The sequence below is a fragment of the Plantibacter auratus genome (assembly GCF_050587365.1).
GTDB classification, from domain to species: domain Bacteria; phylum Actinomycetota; class Actinomycetes; order Actinomycetales; family Microbacteriaceae; genus Plantibacter; species Plantibacter auratus.
Genome location: NZ_JBOBFV010000002.1, coordinates 799,469 through 817,861, shown reverse-complemented (window position 1 = coordinate 817,861; position 18,393 = coordinate 799,469). Strand labels below are relative to the sequence as shown.

17 protein-coding genes are annotated in these 18,393 nt (G+C 70.7%); 7 read left to right on the top strand and 10 right to left on the bottom strand.

Going from position 1 to position 18,393, the window contains the following annotated elements; all coding sequences use genetic code 11:
* Positions 1-10: 10 nt before the first annotated feature.
* Positions 11-1,225 (bottom strand): ROK family protein, encoded by a 1,215-nt coding sequence (locus ACQ3HE_RS11055; RefSeq protein ID WP_430892794.1) that lies wholly within the window; start codon positions 1,223-1,225, stop codon positions 11-13.
* Positions 1,226-1,367: 142 nt separating this feature from the next.
* Here ACQ3HE_RS11055 and ACQ3HE_RS11050 point away from each other — a divergent pair, with 142 nt between their 5' ends.
* From ACQ3HE_RS11050 to ACQ3HE_RS11040, 3 genes are all read left to right on the top strand, one after another.
* Positions 1,368-2,867: a glycoside hydrolase family 36 protein gene (locus ACQ3HE_RS11050; RefSeq protein ID WP_430892792.1), complete on the top strand. Its 1,500-nt coding sequence runs from the start codon at positions 1,368-1,370 to the stop codon at positions 2,865-2,867.
* A gap of 95 nt (positions 2,868-2,962) precedes the next feature.
* Positions 2,963-3,952 carry a helix-turn-helix transcriptional regulator gene (locus tag ACQ3HE_RS11045; protein WP_124767930.1) on the top strand — a complete coding sequence of 330 codons (990 nt, stop codon included), beginning with the start codon at positions 2,963-2,965 and terminating at the stop codon, positions 3,950-3,952.
* A 4-nt stretch (positions 3,953-3,956) separates the two neighbouring features.
* Entirely contained in the window at positions 3,957-4,334 is a 378-nt protein-coding gene (locus ACQ3HE_RS11040) for a RidA family protein (RefSeq protein ID WP_079704440.1), read from the top strand.
* A 20-nt stretch (positions 4,335-4,354) separates the two neighbouring features.
* Here the strand turns inward: ACQ3HE_RS11040 and ACQ3HE_RS11035 are convergent, their stop codons facing one another.
* The 5 genes from ACQ3HE_RS11035 to ACQ3HE_RS11015 all read right to left on the bottom strand — a co-directional run bounded on the left by ACQ3HE_RS11035 (position 4,355) and on the right by ACQ3HE_RS11015 (position 8,966).
* Positions 4,355-4,879 (bottom strand): GrpB family protein, encoded by a 525-nt coding sequence (locus tag ACQ3HE_RS11035; RefSeq protein ID WP_430892791.1) that lies wholly within the window; start codon positions 4,877-4,879, stop codon positions 4,355-4,357.
* A gap of 86 nt (positions 4,880-4,965) precedes the next feature.
* A complete protein-coding gene (locus ACQ3HE_RS11030) occupies positions 4,966-6,036 on the bottom strand; it encodes a LacI family DNA-binding transcriptional regulator (protein WP_430892789.1) in 1,071 nt (356 codons plus the stop codon).
* A gap of 86 nt (positions 6,037-6,122) precedes the next feature.
* Entirely contained in the window at positions 6,123-7,007 is an 885-nt protein-coding gene (locus ACQ3HE_RS11025) for a sugar phosphate isomerase/epimerase family protein (protein ID WP_430892787.1), read from the bottom strand.
* Complete coding sequence (locus ACQ3HE_RS11020) at positions 7,004-8,101, bottom strand: Gfo/Idh/MocA family protein (RefSeq protein ID WP_430892785.1); 1,098 nt, start codon at positions 8,099-8,101, stop codon at positions 7,004-7,006. The genes ACQ3HE_RS11025 and ACQ3HE_RS11020 overlap by 4 nt, the downstream gene beginning before the upstream one ends.
* Before the next feature lie 52 nt (positions 8,102-8,153).
* Complete coding sequence (locus ACQ3HE_RS11015) at positions 8,154-8,966, bottom strand: sugar phosphate isomerase/epimerase family protein (protein ID WP_430892783.1); 813 nt, start codon at positions 8,964-8,966, stop codon at positions 8,154-8,156.
* 184 nt (positions 8,967-9,150) lie between these two features.
* Here ACQ3HE_RS11015 and uxaC point away from each other — a divergent pair, with 184 nt between their 5' ends.
* The 3 genes from uxaC to manD all read left to right on the top strand — a co-directional run bounded on the left by uxaC (position 9,151) and on the right by manD (position 13,354).
* Positions 9,151-10,569: a glucuronate isomerase gene (gene uxaC / locus ACQ3HE_RS11010; RefSeq protein WP_430892781.1), complete on the top strand. Its 1,419-nt coding sequence runs from the start codon at positions 9,151-9,153 to the stop codon at positions 10,567-10,569.
* A 5-nt stretch (positions 10,570-10,574) separates the two neighbouring features.
* On the top strand, positions 10,575-12,035 hold the full coding sequence (locus ACQ3HE_RS11005) for a mannitol dehydrogenase family protein (RefSeq protein ID WP_430892779.1): 1,461 nt from the start codon (positions 10,575-10,577) through the stop codon (positions 12,033-12,035).
* A gap of 80 nt (positions 12,036-12,115) precedes the next feature.
* Positions 12,116-13,354, top strand: a complete 1,239-nt coding sequence (manD, locus tag ACQ3HE_RS11000) for a D-mannonate dehydratase ManD (protein ID WP_430892777.1) — start codon at positions 12,116-12,118, stop codon at positions 13,352-13,354.
* A 115-nt stretch (positions 13,355-13,469) separates the two neighbouring features.
* Here manD and ACQ3HE_RS10995 read toward each other — a convergent pair whose 3' ends face one another.
* The 4 genes from ACQ3HE_RS10995 to ACQ3HE_RS10980 form a co-directional block, all read right to left on the bottom strand.
* The gene (locus ACQ3HE_RS10995) at positions 13,470-14,360 is read right to left on the bottom strand and encodes an EamA family transporter (RefSeq protein WP_430892775.1); all 891 of its coding nucleotides are present in this window, start codon (positions 14,358-14,360) and stop codon (positions 13,470-13,472) included.
* A 208-nt stretch (positions 14,361-14,568) separates the two neighbouring features.
* Positions 14,569-14,973 (bottom strand): RidA family protein, encoded by a 405-nt coding sequence (locus ACQ3HE_RS10990; protein WP_079704451.1) that lies wholly within the window; start codon positions 14,971-14,973, stop codon positions 14,569-14,571.
* Positions 14,974-15,101: 128 nt separating this feature from the next.
* Positions 15,102-15,875 (bottom strand): IclR family transcriptional regulator, encoded by a 774-nt coding sequence (locus ACQ3HE_RS10985; RefSeq protein WP_430892773.1) that lies wholly within the window; start codon positions 15,873-15,875, stop codon positions 15,102-15,104.
* Positions 15,872-16,921 carry a sugar kinase gene (locus ACQ3HE_RS10980; RefSeq protein ID WP_430892772.1) on the bottom strand — a complete coding sequence of 350 codons (1,050 nt, stop codon included), beginning with the start codon at positions 16,919-16,921 and terminating at the stop codon, positions 15,872-15,874. The genes ACQ3HE_RS10985 and ACQ3HE_RS10980 overlap by 4 nt, the downstream gene beginning before the upstream one ends.
* A 158-nt stretch (positions 16,922-17,079) precedes the next feature.
* On the opposite strand from ACQ3HE_RS10980, the gene ACQ3HE_RS10975 reads away from it, so the two are divergent.
* Positions 17,080-18,384: a type III PLP-dependent enzyme domain-containing protein gene (locus ACQ3HE_RS10975; RefSeq protein WP_430892771.1), complete on the top strand. Its 1,305-nt coding sequence runs from the start codon at positions 17,080-17,082 to the stop codon at positions 18,382-18,384.
* The last annotated feature ends 9 nt before the right edge of the window (positions 18,385-18,393 follow it).

Here is an 18,393-nt window from a genome sequence, read left to right as displayed (position 1 = left end):
CTGTGACGGCTCAGGGCGCTGCGGTCCGCTTGACGAGCAGCTGCGCTCCGTCCGGGTCGGGGAACCGCTCCACGTCTCGGACGGCCGTCTGCAGGACGGTGTCGAGGTGCTGGGACGCCAGGCTCACGCCACCCATCGCCACCGCCTCCGAACCCAGCGAGGAGACGACCACGTCCGGTGGCAGCGGGCAGATCTCGCCGAGGGCGCGGATGAAACGCGGCAGGAAGACGTCCGCGCCCGGAGCGCTGCCGCCGCCGACCACGAGGAGTTCCGGATCGAGTGCGAGGACCATGGCCGCCGCGCCGGTGGCCAGGTCGTCCGCGAACTCGTCCATCGCCGTCAGGGCGATCCGATCACCGGCGCGAGCCGCATCGAAGATCTCCTCGCGGGACGGCCGTGGTGAGCCGAGGACCGACTCGCCGTACCGCTCGTTCAGGCGGGACCACCGGAGTTCGGGCATCTCGCCGACGATCCCTGCCGCACCGTGCACGCCGCGATGCACCTTGCCATCGACGATGGAGGCGGCGCTGGTGCGCACGCCGCAGAGGAGGTAGACGACGTCGCGGTGGCCCTGTGCCGCGCCGACGGTCAGTTCCGCGCGGGCGCCGAGCGCGACGTCGCCCTCCACCAGGACGGCTCCGTCGAACTCCCGCTCGAACCGCTCGCGCAGGTTCAACCCGACCCAGTCCGGAAGTCCCGTCCCGCCGAAGTGCAGCACCTCGCCGTCCCGGCCGATCGCGCCGGGGGAGCCGACGGCGACGATCCACACCGACCCGCGGGTGAGGTCGAGGGTGCTGAGCACCGCATCGCCGGTCGCCAGCGCCAGGGTGATGCGCTCGGTCGCACCGGTGTCCTCGGCGAGCTGTGCCGTGCGCTGGCCCAGGACGGCACCGGCGAGGTCGGTCACGACGGCGTGGATGTGGTTCGCGCCGATGTCGAGCGACAGGAGGTGGCCGAGTCCGGCCCGCACGCTGAAAGCGGTGGCGGGTCTGCCGATCCGGGACGCCGAGGCGCGTTCGACGGATTCGAGCCAGCCCATGTCGACGAGATCCGTCACGATCGCGTCGATGGCCGTGCGAGACAGCCCGGACGCGTCCGCCAGCTCCCGCAGGGTGAGCGGCTGCGGGAGCAGGGCGCGCAGCACACCGAGCGAGTTCATCCTCCGGAGCAACGACCGACTGCCCATCGATCCGCCGGACGGCTCCACCATCGCCTCTCGAGGCATTCCCATTCCCCTCTTGCGACTTTTCACGGCACGTTGCAGTATTAACTCCGCCTCCCCGACTCTACCCGCGGCAGCCCCGCGGCGGCAGTCGGGAATCCCACGTCGACGCCGAGCGCGCGCCCACCCAGAGAGAAACCCGGCCATGCTGCACACCTTCACCTTCGGTGACCTCCGCATCCCCGCGAACCTCGCCGGCGAGCCGACCGCCACGAGCACCGGGTTCGTCGTGCCCGCAGGTCCGGTCGCGCTCCTCCACCCCTTCGGCGACACCGGCTTCTACCGGCACGGCTGGAACTCGTGGAGCCCGAGCGGGTGGACCACCACCGACGGCGAGACCATCGGCATCAAGAACAGCCCCGACCGGCTGCTCACCGCCGACGACGCGGTCAACGAGACCCCGCACCTCCACTCCGGCAGTGGCGTCGGAGCCATCGCCGGACCGGACGGCACCGTCCTGCTCATCGGGACCCTCGGGCTCGGCAACCCCCGGGTCGGTGCCGACCGCAACACGATCTGGGCGCGGAGCGAGACCGAGGAAGCCGAGTGGTTCGTCACGTTCGGACCGGAGCAGCAGGCCTTCGCCGACTACGCGGCCATCCTGTCCGAACGGCTCGGGCGGCGCTCGCAGCGCGCCGGTCGCGTCTGGAGCAGTTGGTACTCCTACTACGAGGGCATCGACGAGGAGCTGGTCGCCCGCACCGTCGCCGATCTCACCGGGTACCCCTTCGACGTGTTCCAGCTCGACGACGGCTGGGAGCCGATCGTGGGCGACTGGACGGCCGGACCGGACTTCCCGTCGGGCATGCAGGCGACCGCCGGTCGCATCGCCGAAGCCGGGTTCCGCCCGGGGCTCTGGCTCGCCCCGATGATCGCGCTTCCCGACTCCACGATCGCGCGGGAGCGCCCCGACCTCCTCGTGCAGGACGACGCCGGCCGAGCGCTTGCGACCGGCTACAACTGGAACTCCCACTACTACTCGCTCGACACCACCCAGCGGGAGGTGCAGGACCACCTCCGCGAGGTCTTCGAGCGCGTCACCGGGTGGGGCTTCAGCTACCTCAAGCTCGACTTCATGTACGCGGGCGCCGTCACCGGTCGGCGGCACCAGGACGTCCACCGTGAGACCGCCTACCGGGACGCGATCTCGTTCATCAGGGAGACCGTCGGCGACGACGTGTACCTGCTCGGCTGCGGCGTCCCGATGATCCCGTCCATCGGGGTGTTCGACGGCGCGCGCGTGGGGCCGGATGTCGGTCCGTTCTGGGACAACGCCGAACGCGTCGGCGACCCGTCGGGCGTCGGGGCGTGGAACTCCATCGTCGACTCCATCAACCGCGTCTGGCTGAAGGACGTCTACGAGGCCGACCCCGACGCCGTCTACTTCCGCAGCGCTCGGAACCTCCTCGACCCCGTCGAACGTCGCATGCTCCAAGACGTCGCCGCCATCCTCGAGTTCAAGTCGACCTCCGACCCGGTGGTCTGGCTGCACGAGAGCGAACGCGCCGAACTCCGCCAGTACCTCACGGAGACGCCGACGGTCGAACAGACGGGGCGGTTCACGTTCCGCCTCGACGGCCGCGAGGTCGACCTGACTGCCGTCGTGGCGGGAGAGGCCCGCTCCGACACCTCGTACATCGGGTGACGCCTGGCGCTCGGCTGCGATCCGGCGTTATCCGATAAACGAACGCCGACCGCCCGGAAGTGGAGCTTTGGCATAGTCGTGGGATTCTGAGCAGGATGAGCGCGAAACCAGGGTCCGCGGAGCGGTTCGAGGCCGCGGGGAGCGACGTCGACGACGCTCGCGAGCTCTACCGCGAGGCCTACCGGATCGGCGGGATGACGGTCGAGCCGACCGCCGCCGAGTTCGGATACCGCTTCACCTCCACCGGCGACGACGACCTCTCCCTCCGTGCCTCGCAGGTCGAGGGACGGATCACGGGTGCGTCGTTCACCCAGGGCGAGTACGTGGTCTCCTGGATGACGCGTGGCGAAGGCGTCTCAGACCTGCTCGGCTCGCCGATGAAGTTCCTGCACGGGCAGCCGGCGATGTTCGCCAACGACCGCCCCGCGCAGTTCGACCTCATCGACTACCGGCTCAACATGATGCACTTCGGCGGCGCCTATCTCGAGGGTGTCGCGGGGGAGACCGAGGGGTCGGTGGGTCCGATCCGGTTCGACACGACGTTCCGCCCGTCGGGCGCGGGACTCCACCGATGGAACGCCTCCGTCGCGGCCGTCGCTGGGGTGGTCTACGACGACGACAGCCCGGCGCTCCTGCGCGCGGAGGCCAGGCGAGCGGCCGCGGTGTCGTTGCTCGAGACGTTCCCGCACCTCGCGCTCCGGCCGCCGACCGAGGTGGCCGTCGCCGCCAGCGCTCGGACGCGAACCGCGGTGGAGTACCTCGTCGCGAACGCTCATCTGCCGATCCGCACCGAGGACGTCGCAGCGGCGGCCGGCATGAGCCTCCGCAGTCTGCAGTCGGCGTTCCGCCGGGAGTTCGACGTGACACCGGCCGACTACCTCCGCGCGGTCCGGCTCGACCGCGTCCGCGACGACCTGCGGGACGCCGACCCCGGACGGACGACGGTCGGTGACGTCGCCCGTCGGTGGGGGTTCGGTCATCTGGGGCGGTTCGCCGCCGGGTACTCGCGACGCTTCGGCGAGTACCCGAGTGCGACGCTGGCCTCGTCGAACACCATCGGAACCCGCCCGCGTTCCCTAGGCTGAGGCCATGACCCGATCCACCGTGACCGACCCGCACGCGCCCGAACCCGTCGGGCCGTACTCGCATGCGGCGTCCGGCCCGAGCGGGGCACTCCACCTTTCGGGGCAGACGCCCATCGACCCCTCGACCGGAACCCTCGTCGAGGGCGACGTCGCGGCACAGACCGAGCGGGTGTTCGCCAACCTCGAGTCGGTGCTGACGGCCGCCGGTCGAGGCTTCGGCGATGTCGTGAAGGTGAACGTGTACCTCGTCGACATGGCCGATTTCGCCGCGATGAACCGCGTCTACGAGACGGTCTTCTCGGCGCCCTACCCTGCGCGCACCACGGTCGCGGTCGTCGGGCTGCCGCTCGGCGCGCGCGTCGAGATCGAGCTCGTCGCCTGAGGACCACGCGAGGGGCGGCCCTACTTGTCCCAGGCCTCGGTCGGCGGCAGGCCCCGCGCGGTGCGTTCCTCGTTCAGCAGCGCTTCGATGAGCGGGAGTTTCGCCGCCGTGTAGGCGCGGCCGTCGTCGGTCCTGGCGAGCTCCAGCTTGAGCTCCTGATACCGGCGCCGAGCGGATGCGTCGTGCAGTAGCTTGTCTCGGAACAGCCGCTGGTTGCAGTGCTCCCACGCGTCTGGGCCGAACATGTGGAGGATGTGCTTGCGACGGGCTCGCTCTGAGCGGACGTACACGGCATGCGTCTTCGGTCCCGCGGCGTTCGGCTCGTACCCGAGCCCGGCCAGGAGCGGTCCGAGGGCGAACGGGTCGACGCCTGCCATCGCTCTCGCGGCGAGGTCGATGATCGGCTTGGCGACGAGACCAGGGACGGCGGTGCTCCCGATGTGCTCGATCGCGTCGACACGTCCGTCGAGGACGTCCGAGAGTCGCGCCGCCTCGTGTCGGAACGCCGTCGCCCACGCCGTCCGGTGCGGGCTCAGCTCGATCATCGGATCGAGCGTACCCCGCGGTCGGTCCCCGGGCGATGGACCGTCCCGGTCCCTGAGCCTGTCGAAGGGTTGGGTGACGCCCCGACTCAGTCCGTAGCCGGCGGCGGAGCGGTCGACTCGCGCATGATGAGCGTGGTCGCGAGGTCGGTGATGGTCGGGACGGCGGTGCCCCCGAGGTGCGCGAAGAGGGTCTGCACGGCGTAGGAGCCGGAGGCGATGTGCGGGCTGCGGATCGAGGTGAGTGCCGGTGTCGTGAAGTCCGAACCGAAGATGTCGTCGAAGCCGATGAGGCTCAGCTGGGTGGGCATCTCGACACCACGTGAGCGCAGCTCCAGCATGATGCCGATGGCCAGGAGGTCGTTGTACGCGAGGACCGCGGTGGCACCCGTCTCGAGCACGGCGGTGGATGCCGCCCTGCCTGCGGCCATGTCGGGCTGTGTCGACGGAACCCGCACCGTCTCGATGCCGCGTTCGGCGCACAGCTCCCGTGTCCGGCTCCACCGATGCCGCGACATCCAGGACCGACCGGGGCCGGAGACGAACGCGAGCCTCCGGTGCCCGAGCTCGGCGAGGTGGTCGATCGCCGCGGTGAGGCCCGGGTCGATGTCGGCGACGATGCTGTCGACGTCGTCGACCTGACGGTTGATCACGACGACGGGCTTCTCCTGGCCCAGCGCGCGCACGTCGTCGGGCAGGAGCCTCGAGGTCGCGAGGATGAGACCGTCGACCGACGGCATGAGCCGCCTGGCGGTCAGCAGCTCCATCTCCGCCGACTCCTTGAACTCCGCGAGCACGAGCGTGTAGTTGCGCTCGGCGGCCTCACGCTCCGCGCCGCGGACGACGTCGAAGAACATCGGGTTCGTGATGTCGGCGACGATGAGGCCGAGCGTGCCGGTGCGCCCGGTGGGGAGCGCTCGGGCGGCGGGGTTCGCGACGTAGTTGAGCTGCTTGGCGGCGTCGTGGATCTTCTGCGCCGTCTTCTCGTTGATGCGGCCAGGGCGGCTCAGCGCCCGCGAAACGGTCGACGGGTTGACGCCGGCGAGCTGTGCGATGTCGTAGATCGTCGCGGCACGTTTCGTCCTCGCGGCCCCTGCCGTGGGTTCGGGCGTTCCGGGCTCGGGAGCGACCGTCTCCGCGGATGCGTCAGAGGTGCTCATGGGGCCCGCTCCTCTCGATCGCCGCCCTCGGCGACCTGAGCCATCGTACTGCCGCGGCCTCGGCGTGCGGGTTCAGGCCGGCCTGGTCAGCGGGTTGCGACATCGAGTGCGTGGCTGGCCCATTCGTACGACAGGCGGTGCGACTCGTAGACGCTCTCGACGCTCGGGAAGTCGACCTCGATCATGAAATCCCCGTCGTAGTCCGCGGGCATCGCCGCGACGATCGCGTCGAAGTCGAGCACACCGAGCCCGGGTTCCGCCCACAGCCGCTTCGTCTGCGACGTCTCGTGGTAGCTCAGCGCGCCGTCCGCTGCGCCGTCGAGGTGATCGGCGTACACATCTTTGATGTGGATGCCGCCGACGCGGTCGCGGTAGTCGGTGATCATCGCGACCGGGTCCGCTCCCGCCCAGCGGAGGTGCCCGGTGTCGGGCCCGAACCCGATGAGGTCCGGCCCGAGGGTGTCGAGCAGACTGCGGATCTCGTGCTCGGTCTCGAAGACACCACCGACGTGCGAATGGTGCAGGGGACGGATCCCCTCGGCGAGCAGGACCTCGCAGGTGCGGCCGACGTTTTCGATGGCCAGGTCGAGGCGCTCCTGGGAGAAGTCGGCGCCGATCGCCGGCGTCGCCATGCGCGCCGGGATCGCCATCGAGGAGATCATCGTACGGTCGAGTCCGAGGGAGGCCTGGGCCGCCCCGAACGCCTTCGCCGCCTCGAGGACCTCGGCCGGGTCGACCGTCTCGTCGAACGCGCTGCTGAACAGGCTGAGCGACGGTGCGAGGCCGTAGCCGCCGATCCACGTGCGGTACTCGTCCGCGGTCATGCCCTCGGGGATGTCGGCCTTCACCGCGGTGAACCCGATGCGCTGGAAGTCGGCGAAGGCCTCCTCGAACACCTCGCGGGTCTTGCCGCGCGCACTCCAGTACGGGATGGGGTTCGCCGCCACCCGGTTCGTCCGCTGGGCGCTCACCGTGACACCGCCGCAACGGCGTCGAGGCGGACCGGCTGGCCCGTGCGTGCGGATTCGTAGAGACCGGTGATGATCGAGATCGCCTGGCGGTTCTCGGCCAGCGTCACGCGGAGCGGCTCCTCCCCGCGGATCGCGGCGAGGACGTTCCGGTACTGGCGCAGGTGCGCGTCCGACATCTGTCCGGCGACGCTCGAGCCCGCCTGCGTCTCGTCGCCGAACTGCGCCGCCTGGTTCGTGTCCTTGCCCTGCGAGCCGAAGAAGGCCTCGGCGCGCTCCATCCCCGCGGGGGTGGAGTGGAAGTACGTCAGCTGGTCGTTCTCGATGACCGCGGAGCCGCGGTCACCGTGGACCTGCAGCCGCGCGACGAGGCCCGGGTAGACGGCCGTCGAGCCGTGGATGACGCCCAGCGCGCCGGATGCGAAGCGGACGACACCGACCGCGACGTCCTCGGTCTCGATGCGCTCGTGGGCGAGGAGCGCGGTGTAGCCGAAGACCTCGACGGGGCGTCCGAGGAGGGCGACCAGCAGGTCGACCGTGTGCACGCCCTGGTTCATGAGCGCGCCGCCGCCGTCGAGCGCCCACGTGCCGCGCCAGTCGCCGGAGTCGTAGTAGCTCTGCCCGCGCCACCAGTCGACCGATGCGATGCCCGAGGTGATGCGCCCGAGGTCTCCGCGTTCGGCAGCGGCGAGGACGATCTCCGTCGACGGGTCGAAGCGGTGCTGGGAGATGACGGTCACGACGGTACCGGCGCGCTCCTGGGCGGCGATGATGTCGTCCGTCCGCGAGACGGTGACGTCGGCCGGCTTCTCGATGATGACGTGCTTGCCGGCCTCGAGCGCCTCGATGGCGAGGTCGGCGTGCAGACCGGTGGGCGTGCAGACGACGACGATGTCGGGGTCGGTCTGCGCCAGCGCCTCCGTGAGGGTCGTGAACGCCCGTCCGCCGCGCTCGGCGACGAGGGCCTCCGCCTTCGCGAGCTCCGGGTCGGCGACGGCGAGGAGTTCCAGCTCGTCGCGCAACTGGTCGATGACGATGCCGTGCTGCTTCGAGATGATGCCGGCGCCGGCGATGGCGATGCGGTGCGGTCGGGACATGCGGGGGTTCGCTCCAGTTCTGTGCGTGGGGTGCGTCGGTGTCCGTGCCGGCTCAGGCGAGCCGACGGAGGTGCGCGAGGGCGGCCTCGAGCTCCGGTTCGAAGTCCTCGAAGAGGCACTCGACGGTGATGGGGCCGTCGTAGCCGCCGTCTCGGAGGGCCGTGATGAATTCGGTGAGTGGCCAGTCGCCCTGGCCGGGCGGCCGTCGTCCGGCATCGGCGATGTGGGCGTGTCCGATGCGGGCGCCGAGGGCCTGGACGACGGCGAACGGCTCCTCCTCCAGCATGATGTGGAAGAGGTCGGCGACGACGGGCACACGGTCGATCCCGAACTCGTCGAGGAAGGCGACCGTCTCCTCGAGCGAGTTGAGCAGGTTCGTCTCGTCACGGTTCAGCGGCTCGAGGACGATCTGCAGTCCGTTCCGCTCCGCCGCGTCGCGCGTCTCGACGACGACCTCTGCGAACCTCGCGCGGGCGGCCGCGACGTCCACCCCGGTGGGGATGGTGCGCGCCGTCCCACTCCCGAACACGATCTTCGCGCCGGGCTCCGAGACCGAACCGATGATCGGCATGACGGCGTCGAGGTACGCGGTGACGCGTTCCGTCGGGAAGCCGGGGTCGGCGAGCGACAGGTCGCCGGGGAACAGGATCGCGAACGAGCCGCGTCGGACGCTCACGTCGTAGTCGGGGTGGCGCGTCCACCCGGCTCCGTCGGCGACGACGAGGTTGCCGACGATGGTCGGTTCCGCGTAGTCGGCTCCGGACGCGAACGCACCGGGGATGCGTTCGGAGGGGACGATCACGCCGTACCCCGTGAGCGGGTGCCGCTGGGCGGTCGCGATGTCGATACGAACGCTGCTTGCCACTGCAATCTCCTGTGATAGCCGGGTCTGCTCCTCGCGTCGCTGACGCGTTCCAGTGGTCCTGGACCACGACGGTTCCGGTCGGAAGCGGGATCAGTCTCGCAGACGGTCGGCGTTCCGGCAAGCGATTGCCAGCAGGGTGTGGCAATCGGTTGACAGACGGAGGCCTCACCGTTTCAATGGAGGCGTGCCGACGACGCTGCAGAACGATCCAGACCGCCTCCTCCCCGCCGACCCCGGGACGCGCGATGTCGCCAGGGCGCTCTACCGCTCGGTCGAGGCCCTGCCGATCATCTCGCCGCACGGGCACGTGGATCCGGCGATCCTCCTCGAGGACACCCCGTTCGCGAACGCCACCGAGCTGTTCCTCCGGCACGACCACTACGTCACCCGCCTGCTGCACGCCGCCGGGTTCTCCCTCGCGGACGTCGGTGTGCCCGACCTCGCGGAGGGTGGTGCCGTCGCCGCGCCGAGGGACGCCTGGCGACGGTTCTGCGAACACTGGCACCTGTACGCCGGCACCGCCTCCGGGTACTGGCTGAGCTCGATCCTCGGTGAGCAGTTCGGTGTCACGGAGCAGCCGGACGGAGCGAACGCCGACCGGCTCTTCGACACGATCCACGAGGCGCTCCAAGCGCCGGCGTTCCGTCCGCGTGCGCTGTTCGACCGCTTCCGCATCGAGGTGCTCGCGACCACCGACGACCCGATGGACGACCTCGCCGCGCATGCCGCCCTCGCGGCGGACCCCACCTTCAGTGGGCGCGTCCTGCCGACCTTCCGGCCTGACGCGTACCTCGATCCGTCGAAGGCCGGGTGGGTGGAGCGAGTCGCTTCGCTCGCCGCCTGGAACGGGACGCCGGAGGGCAGCTACCGTGGCTATCTCGAAGCGCTCGCCGGGCGCCGTCGCCACTTCATCGAGCACGGCGCGGTGTCGGCCGACCACGGTGTCCCGCAACCACTCACGCTCGAACTCGACGAGGCGGACGCCGCAGCACTGTTCGCCCGCGCGCTGTCGGGGACGGCCGATGAGGCCGATCTCGAGCGGTTCGCCGCGCACATGCTGTTCGAGAGCGCCCGGATGAGCGTCGAGGACGGCCTCGTCATGACGGTGCACCCCGGCGTGCACCGCAACCACCACGCGCCGACGCTCGCCCGCTTCGGACCGGACACCGGGCACGACCTCCCGGTCCGCACCGACTACGTCCGCCCCCTGCGTCCGCTGCTGGAGCGCTTCGGTACGGCTCCGGGGTTCCACCTCGTCCTCTTCAGCGTCGACGAGACGAGCTACTCGCGGGAGATCGCGCCGCTCGCCGGGTTCTACCCGAGTGTCTTCATCGGCGCGCCGTGGTGGTTCCTCGACGCGCCCGACGCCGTCCTGCGCTTCCGGTCCGCCGTGACGGAGACGGCAGGGTTCTCACGCGGATCGGGGTTCATCGACGACACGCGGGCGTTCCTCTCGATCCCCGCCCGACACGACATGTCCCGGCGCCTCGACGCCTCCTTCCTCGCGCGACTCGTGCGGGAGGGGCGCATCGACGAGGCGACGGCCGAACGCATCATCCTCGACCTCGTCGTCGAGCAGCCGCGACGGGTGTTCAAGCTGTGAGCACCGTGACGAACGTGGACAGCGCTGCCGGAGCGCCGGGGGAGCAGGCGGTCCAGCGTCTGTCCCGCGCGCGGCTGCCCGAGTTCCCATCGGCACCGGTCCGGATCGTCCACCTCGGACTCGGCGCCTTCCACCGTGCCCACCAGGCCTGGTACACCCAGCTCGTCGACCCCGATCACGAGTGGGGCATCGCCGCCTTCACCGGCCGGAGCCCGCAGGCCGCAGTCGACCTGGACGCCCAGGACTGCCTCTACACGGTCGTCGAGCGCTCGGCGGACGGCGACTCGGCCACGATCGTCGGTTCGATCGTCGAGGCGCGGGACGGCGCCGACGTCGCACGGCTCCATGACCTCCTCGCCACTGAGACCACCGCCATCGTCACCCTCACCGTCACCGAGTCCGGGTACCGGCTCGATGCCGAGGGCAAGCCGGACGCGTCGGATCCGGCGGTCGAGCGGGACGTCACGCTGCTGTCGGACGCCTTGGACGGCGGGGCGGAACTCCGCGATGCCCGACCGACGACGACGCTCGGCAGACTGCTCCTCGGCCTCGAGGCCCGTCGTCGCGCCGGGGCCGGTCCGATCGCGATCGTGCCGTGCGACAACATCGCCGACGGCGGCGCGCTCGTCCGTCGCGCGATGCTCGCCCTCGCCGACCGGGTCCGCCCGGAGACCGCTCGGTGGATCGCCGACGAGGTCTCGTTCGTCTCGTCCTCGGTCGACCGCATCACGCCGCGTCCCACGCCTGCCGACGAAGCGACGGCCGCGACGCTCACCGGATTCGCTGATGCCAGCCCCGTCGTCACCGAGCCCTTCACCGACTGGGTGCTGAGCGGCGACTTCCCCGCCGGGCGACCGGCGTGGGAGTCCGCGGGTGCCCGGTTCGTCGACGACCTCGAGCCCTACGAGCAACGCAAACTGCGGCTGCTCAACGGCGCCCACAGCCTCCTCGCCTACGCGGGCCCGCTGCGCGGTCATGTGACGGTCGCCGAGGCGGTCGGTGACGAGCAGTGCCGGGCCTGGGTCGAGGAGTACTGGGACGAGACGGAGCGTCACCTGCCGGCCGACCTCGGGCTGACGGCGTATCGCACCGCACTCCTGGAGCGCTTCGACAACGCGCGCATCGAGCATCGGTTGCAGCAGATCGCCCTCGAAGGGGTCACCAAGCTGCGGGTGCGGATCGTGTCGACCCTCCTCGCGGAACGGGCCGCCGGTCGGCCGGGAACCGGGTCCCTGCGCGTGATCGCCGCGTGGGTGGCGGCTGTACAGAGCGACGACCGCCCGGGCGATGCGAGCGGTGCCGCGGTCGCCGAGGCACTCCGGTTCCACGGCCGGGAGCGGACCGCGGCGCTCGTGCGCCTGATCGATCCCCGCCTCCTCGACTCGGAGCCGGATGACGGTTCCACGCTCGTCACCGAGCTGGAGCACCTGGTCGACGAGCTGACCGGACGCCCACGGAACCCCTGACACCCGCCGCTGCAGCCGACCCGCAGTCCGTCGGAACCACCCCGGCCACATCGGCCGCAACGCACGAAGGAGTAGTACCCATGAACATCGACAAGGCCGAGGTCATCGTCACGAGTCCCGACCGGAACTTCGTGACGTTGAAGCTCACGACCGACGACGGCCTGACCGGCCTCGGCGACGCGACGCTGAACGGGCGCGAGCTCGCGGTGGTGGCGTATCTGACCGAGCACATCGTCCCGCTGCTGCTCGGGCGCGATGCGTCGCGGATCGAGGACACCTGGCAGTTCCTCTACCGCTCGGCGTATTGGCGGCGTGGTCCCGTGACGATGGCCGCGATCGCGGCGGTCGACATGGCGCTGTGGGACATCAAGGGCAAGGCTGCGGGCATGCCGGTGTACCAGCTGCTGGGCGGGGCGTCCCGGACGGGGCTGCTCGCCTACGGGCACGCGTCGGGGAAGACGAACGAGGAGCTGTTCGACAGCGTGCGCGAGCACCAGGCGCAGGGCTACAAGGCCATCCGGATCCAGACGGCGGTGCCGGGGCTGAAGTCGATCTACGGGATCGCCTCCAACGCCACGTTCGAGGGCAACACCGGTGTCCGGTACGACCACGAGCCGGCGCAGCGCGGTGGCCTGCCGAACGAGGAGGACTGGGACACCCGGTCGTACCTGCGTCACCTGCCGACGGTGTTCGAGGCGGTGCGGAACGAGTTCGGGCCGGAACTGCCGTTGCTGCACGACGGGCACCACCGGATGACGCCGATCCAGGCCGCGAAGCTCGGCAAGAGCCTCGAACCCTACGACCTGTTCTGGTTGGAGGACTGCACGCCGGCGGAGAACCCGGAGGCGTTGCGCCTCGTGCGGCAGCACACGACGACGCCGCTGGCGATCGGGGAGATCTTCAACACGGTGTGGGACTACCAGCAGATCATCCGCGAGCAGCTCATCGACTACGTCCGCAGCGCGGTCACGCACACCGGCGGGATCACGCATCTGAAGAAGGTGCTCGACTACGCCTCGCAGTATCAGATCAAGTCGGGCATGCACGGGCCGACCGATATCTCGCCGGTGGGGATGGCCGCCGCGATGCACCTGGGCTTGTCGATCCACAACTTCGGCATCCAGGAGTACATGAAGCACGGCGCCAAGACCGATGCGGTGTTCCAGCAGTCCTACACCTGGGAGAACGGCATGCTCCACCCCGGGGATGCGCCCGGCCTCGGTGTCGACTTGGACGTCGACGAGGCGGGCAAGTACCCGTACCAGCGCGCCTACCTGCCCTACAACCGTCTCGCCGACGGCACCGTCCACGACTGGTGATCCCTGCGGCCAGCGCGGTGCGCTGACCCGACCGTGCCCCTGCGGCGTGAGTGCGCCCCTCCGGAGGCCCGCGCTCACGTCACAGGGGCGCACTCACGAATGCCTCGTAGCAGGGTCAGCCCGCGAGGAGGGCGACGCCGATCACGACGACGGTCGCCGCGGCGATCCGGCGCACGGGTCGGCCCTCGCAGAGCACGAGCGCGCCGAACAGGCTGACGAGGATGACGCTCACCTCGCGCATCGGCGCGACGAGCGCCACCGGTGCCATGGTGATGGCGACGAGCACGAGGATGTACGACATCGGCGAGAGCACTCCGAAGGTGAGGATGCGCGGCCAGTGAGCGCGCAGGACCGCTGGCAGCTCGCGTGCCCGGCGACCGAGCGAACCGGAGAACAGCACGACCTCGACCGCGGTGCAGCCGACCATGAACGCCACCGGGGAGGCACCCCACGTGCGGACGGCGTGCGCGTCCCAGATCGTGTAGGCGGCGATGGCGACCCCGGTGAGGAGCCCGAAGGCGACCGCGGGGTCGATACGTCGTCGGGTGGCGCGCACCTCGACGGCGACCGGTGACGGGTCGCTGCCGCGATCGACGAACCCGATCGCGACGACGCCGACGACGATCGCCGCGACGCCGAGGAGCGCGAGCAGCGACGGGCGCTCGCCGAGGAGGAGGACGGCGATGATCACGCTGATCGTCGGGCCGGTGCCGCGTGCCGTGGCGTAGACGGTGGAGAGGCGCCCGCTGGCGTAGCCGCGTTGCAGCACGAGCATGTAGACGTAGTGCAGCACGGCGGAGACCACGACGCCGATGGCGAAGCCGACGAGGTCGTCCGTACCCAGCCCGCCCGTGAACGGGACGACGACCGCCCACAACACGGTGCTCGCCACCGCTCCCCACCAGAGGAAGGGCATGCCGATCCGGCTGACGCCGTGGGCGACGATGTTCCACGCCGCATGGCAGACCGCGGCGGCGAGGACGATGGTGACGGCGAGCAGAGACACGTGAGACCCTTCCGATCCTCGCGGGCGCGACGATCAGGGTCCTCCGGGCTTTTGTCCTGTCAGATGACGGTCGTCGGCTGGCCGCCGACCGTGGCGCCGCTCGGACCAGTCGAGCTGTCGCTCCGGAACCCTAGGCGCTATCGCGCACCACGCTACCAGCCTCCGACGAGGCGTGTTCGTTCGCCCAGAAACGGGCGAACGGCCTGCGTCAGTCGACGATCGCGATGGCGTCGATCTCGACGAGCATCTCCTCGCGCGGCAGGCCGGTGAAGACCGTGGTCCGGGACGGCAGCACGCCACCCTGCACGCGCGAGCCGACGAACTCGCCGTAGGCGTCGTTCATGATCGCGAAGTCCTCGCGCTTCGTGAGGTAGACGCGCAGCATCATGACGTCGTCGAAGGTCGCGCCGCCGGCCGCGAGGATCGCCTCGACGTTCTGCAGCGTGCGGGTGGTCTGCGCGGCGACGTCGCCCGGGAACAGGTACTCGTTCGTCGCGGGGTCGACGGGGCCCTGGCCGGAGACCTGGACGAAGTTGCCCTTGCGGACGCCCTGGGAGAAGGTGTGCGCGGGAGCCGGGGCGTCGGTGGTGGAGATGGCGGTGCGGTCGGTCATGGGGGTGTGTCCTTCGGTTGGTGGCCCTTCGACAAGCTCAGGGACCGGATGGTGGGGCTCAGGGGCCGAGGTCGGCGGGGGCTCAGGGACGGGAGGGGCGGGAGCTCAGGGACGGGAGGGGCGGGAGCTCAGGCGGTCGCGGGGGCCTCAGCGGGCGCCGGCGGTGCGTAGCCGAGCTCGGCGGAGATCGCGGTCGTGGTGGCGAGGAGCTGCGGCAGGAGGGCGCGGACGCCGCTGTGCGGGAGGACCATCGTCGGGACCGAGATCGACACCGCCGCGGTGACCCGGCCGTCGGGCCCGAAGACCGGCGCGGCCACGCAGTTCATGAAGCTCTCGTGCTCCTCGTGGTCCTCGGCCCATCCGCGTTCGGTCGAACGCTCGATCTCGGCGAGCAGGGCGTCGGCGTCGGTGATGGTCTTGTCGGTGTACCGTTCGAAGACGATGCCGGTGACGACGCGTCGACGCTCCGCCTCGTCGAGTCCACCGAGGAGGACCTTCGCGACCCCGGTCGCGTACAGGGAGGCGGGCAGGCCGACACGCGAGTACATGCGGAGGGGCTGACGGGACTCGACCTTGTCGATGTAGAAGACGGAGCCCCCCTCGTAGGCGGCGAGGTGCACCGTCTGGCCCGTGGCCGCCCCGAGCGCCCGGATGTGCGGAGCGGCGACCCCGCGGACGTCCTGCTCGTCGAGCGCGGTCTGGGTCAGCTCGAACATCGCCCGCCCGAGGTGGTATCGGAACGACGCGTCGCGCGTGACGAAGCCGTGCTCCTCGAGCGTGTTGAGCAGACGCAGCACCGTGGTCTTGTGCACGCCGGCCGTCGCCGCGAGCGCGTCGAGGGAGTTGGTGCCCGAGACGATCTCGCGGAGGAGGTCGAGGGCCCGGGACAGCGATTGACTCATGCGTCGATCATCCCGTGCGCGCCGACCGTGGTCCACGGCAGCGGGTGGTCCGCGGTGATCCGCCACGACGCCCATTCCTCATCGGACGCCTCGACGATGGTGCTGACGCCCTGCGCGTCGGGCACGAGCTCGGGGCGGTCGCCGTGGCAGATGAGCGTCGACGCCGCGACCGCGTGGCCGAGCCGCGTGCAGGCGGTGTCGGAGCGACCCGAGGCCAGGCCGGCGAGGTAGCCGGCTGCGAACGCGTCGCCCGCACCGACGGTCTCGACGACGTCGACCGACAACGACCGCACCTCGATGCCCGCCTCGGAGTCACGGTGGAGGGTGGTCGCTGCGTTCTCCTCGTCCTTGAGCACGATGCGCTGCAGGGTCGGCAGCTCGGCGAAGAGGCGGGCGGCTTCCGTGTGGCCGAAGAACAGCTCCGCTTCGTCGACGCCGAGGAACAGGACGGACGCCTGGTCGAGCAGGCGGTGCAGCGGGGCGGTCGAGCGACGCTCCCAGAGGCGCGGCCGGAAGTTGAGGTCGACGCTCAGGACGGTGTCGCGGGGGAGCGCGTCGCCCAGCTCGCCGACGAGCAGCGCCGTCGAGTCGGAGAGCGCCGGGGTGATGCCGGAGGTGTGCACGATGGCGGAGGCGGTGATGGCCGCCCGGGTCGCCTCGTGCCGCAGGGTGTCGGCGCCGAGCTGCGACGCTGCGGACTCGCTGCGGTAGTAGTGCATCCGCGGCCGACGGTCGCCGTCGCCGCTCACGACCGTCTCCTTGACGTAGAGGCCGGTGGGCCGGTGGTCGTCGCGTTCGACGGCGTCGGTGAGGACGCCGTCGTGCCGGGCCGTCTCGAGGATGTAGTCGCCGAACCCGTCGTCGCCGAGGCGCGAGATCCAGTGGGTGGGGACACCCAGACGCGCGAGGCTGGAGGCGACGTTGAACTCGGCGCCCCCGACGCCCGTCCGGTATTCGCGGGCTTCGGCGACCGGGAGCTGGTTCTCGGGCAGGAGGACGACCATCGCTTCGCCGATCGTGCTCACGGTGGACGGTGACGTCGTCATCACGGTTCCCCTCACGTCTCGGCCGGGTCCGGTTGACGGCCTGTGGACGCAATGCTAGAACAGACGTAGCGCCGGATGCAATGTACGTTGCAAGATGCGCAACGCTAGGCGCTCACGACGTCGGCGGGTGCAGCGCTCGATCGCGAAACGAGGAGACGATGACGGACGACTTCGATGCCGGCGCGCTGGGCGTGCTCGACGGCAGCCTCAAGGGATTCCCGCCGGCGTCCGTCGGGACCGACGCCGCTACGTTCCTCGCCGGTCGACCGCCGCTCGCCGACTTCACGACGCCGCTCGTCTCGCTCGACCGCTCGGCGGTCACCGACAACGTCGAGACCATGCGGCAGTGGTGCGACCACGCAGGGGTGGGCCTCGCACCGCACGGCAAGACGACGATGAACCGAGCCCTGTGGCAGCGTCAGCTCGACGCGGGTGCCTGGGGCATCACCGTCGCGACCCCGTGGCAGCTCTCCGTCGCGCTCGACTGGTCGATCCCCCGCGTGATGCTGGCCAACGCCCTCGTGCAGCCCGAACACCTGCGCGCGGTCGGGCGGGCCCTCGACAGCGGGGACGCCGAGATCGTCGTGTGGGCCGACTCCGTCCGAGCCGTGCAGATCATGTCGCGCGTGCTCGCCGAGCAGCCACCCCGTCGCCCCCTCCACGTGCTCGTGGAACTCGGTGCGCCGGGCGGCCGCACCGGAGCCCGGGACCAGGCCACCGCGCTCGAGATCGCCGAGGCCGTCGTCGCCTCGCCCGAGCTCGCGCTCGCCGGCGTCAGCGGCTACGAGGGGGCCCTCGCGCACCACGGCGACGACGGTTCGCTGCAGATCGTCCGCGACTACCTGGAGTCGCTCGCCACTCTCCATGACGCGCTCCTCGCAGGCGGCCGGTACGACGAACGTGTCCGGACGCTCATCGTGACCGCCGGGGGCAGCGCCTACTTCGACGTGGTCGCCGAGGTCCTCGCCGGACTGCGCGACCTCGACGGTGCTCACGGACGCGCCGTCGACGTGCTGCTGCGCTCCGGCGCATACGTCACCCACGACGACGGCTTCTACCGCGGCATCACTCCGCTCGGCCGCCACGAGGGCACCGGCGACTTCCGCTCCGCGATCCACGGCTGGGCGACGATCGTCTCCCGCCCCGAGCCCGGCCTCGCGCTCGTCGACGGCGGGAAGCGCGACTTCCCGTTCGACGAGGGGCTCCCCGAGGTGCAGGGCGTCCGTCGCGCCGGGTCCGCCACCGTCGAACCGCTCCCGGGCGCGACGACCACCGCCATGAACGACCAGCACACCTTCGTCTCCCTGCCGCCCGGCAGCGACGTCGAGGTCGGCGACGTCATCCGCCTGGGCCTCTCCCACCCGTGCACCACCTTCGACAAGTGGCGTGCCCTCGTGGTCATCGACGACGTCCGTCTCGCCGAACCGAGCGCCGTCGACGCCGTCACCACCACCTTCGGCTGAGCCGAACCG

Excerpts from the sequence above, each read along its gene's own strand:
- manD (WP_430892777.1), top strand. The coding sequence starts at position 12,116 with ATGAACATCGACAAGGCCGAGGTCATCGTCACGAGTCCCGACCGGAAC.
- ACQ3HE_RS11045 (WP_124767930.1), top strand. The coding sequence starts at position 2,963 with ATGAGCGCGAAACCAGGGTCCGCGGAGCGGTTCGAGGCCGCGGGGAGC.
- ACQ3HE_RS11040 (WP_079704440.1), top strand. The coding sequence starts at position 3,957 with ATGACCCGATCCACCGTGACCGACCCGCACGCGCCCGAACCCGTCGGG.
- ACQ3HE_RS10975 (WP_430892771.1), top strand. The coding sequence starts at position 17,080 with ATGACGGACGACTTCGATGCCGGCGCGCTGGGCGTGCTCGACGGCAGC.
- ACQ3HE_RS10990 (WP_079704451.1), bottom strand. The coding sequence starts at position 14,973 with ATGACCGACCGCACCGCCATCTCCACCACCGACGCCCCGGCTCCCGCG.
- ACQ3HE_RS11035 (WP_430892791.1), bottom strand. The coding sequence starts at position 4,879 with ATGATCGAGCTGAGCCCGCACCGGACGGCGTGGGCGACGGCGTTCCGA.
- ACQ3HE_RS10980 (WP_430892772.1), bottom strand. The coding sequence starts at position 16,921 with ATGACGACGTCACCGTCCACCGTGAGCACGATCGGCGAAGCGATGGTC.
- ACQ3HE_RS11030 (WP_430892789.1), bottom strand. The coding sequence starts at position 6,036 with ATGAGCACCTCTGACGCATCCGCGGAGACGGTCGCTCCCGAGCCCGGA.
- ACQ3HE_RS11020 (WP_430892785.1), bottom strand. The coding sequence starts at position 8,101 with ATGTCCCGACCGCACCGCATCGCCATCGCCGGCGCCGGCATCATCTCG.
- ACQ3HE_RS11050 (WP_430892792.1), top strand. The coding sequence starts at position 1,368 with ATGCTGCACACCTTCACCTTCGGTGACCTCCGCATCCCCGCGAACCTC.
- ACQ3HE_RS10985 (WP_430892773.1), bottom strand. The coding sequence starts at position 15,875 with ATGAGTCAATCGCTGTCCCGGGCCCTCGACCTCCTCCGCGAGATCGTC.
- ACQ3HE_RS11055 (WP_430892794.1), bottom strand. The coding sequence starts at position 1,225 with ATGCCTCGAGAGGCGATGGTGGAGCCGTCCGGCGGATCGATGGGCAGT.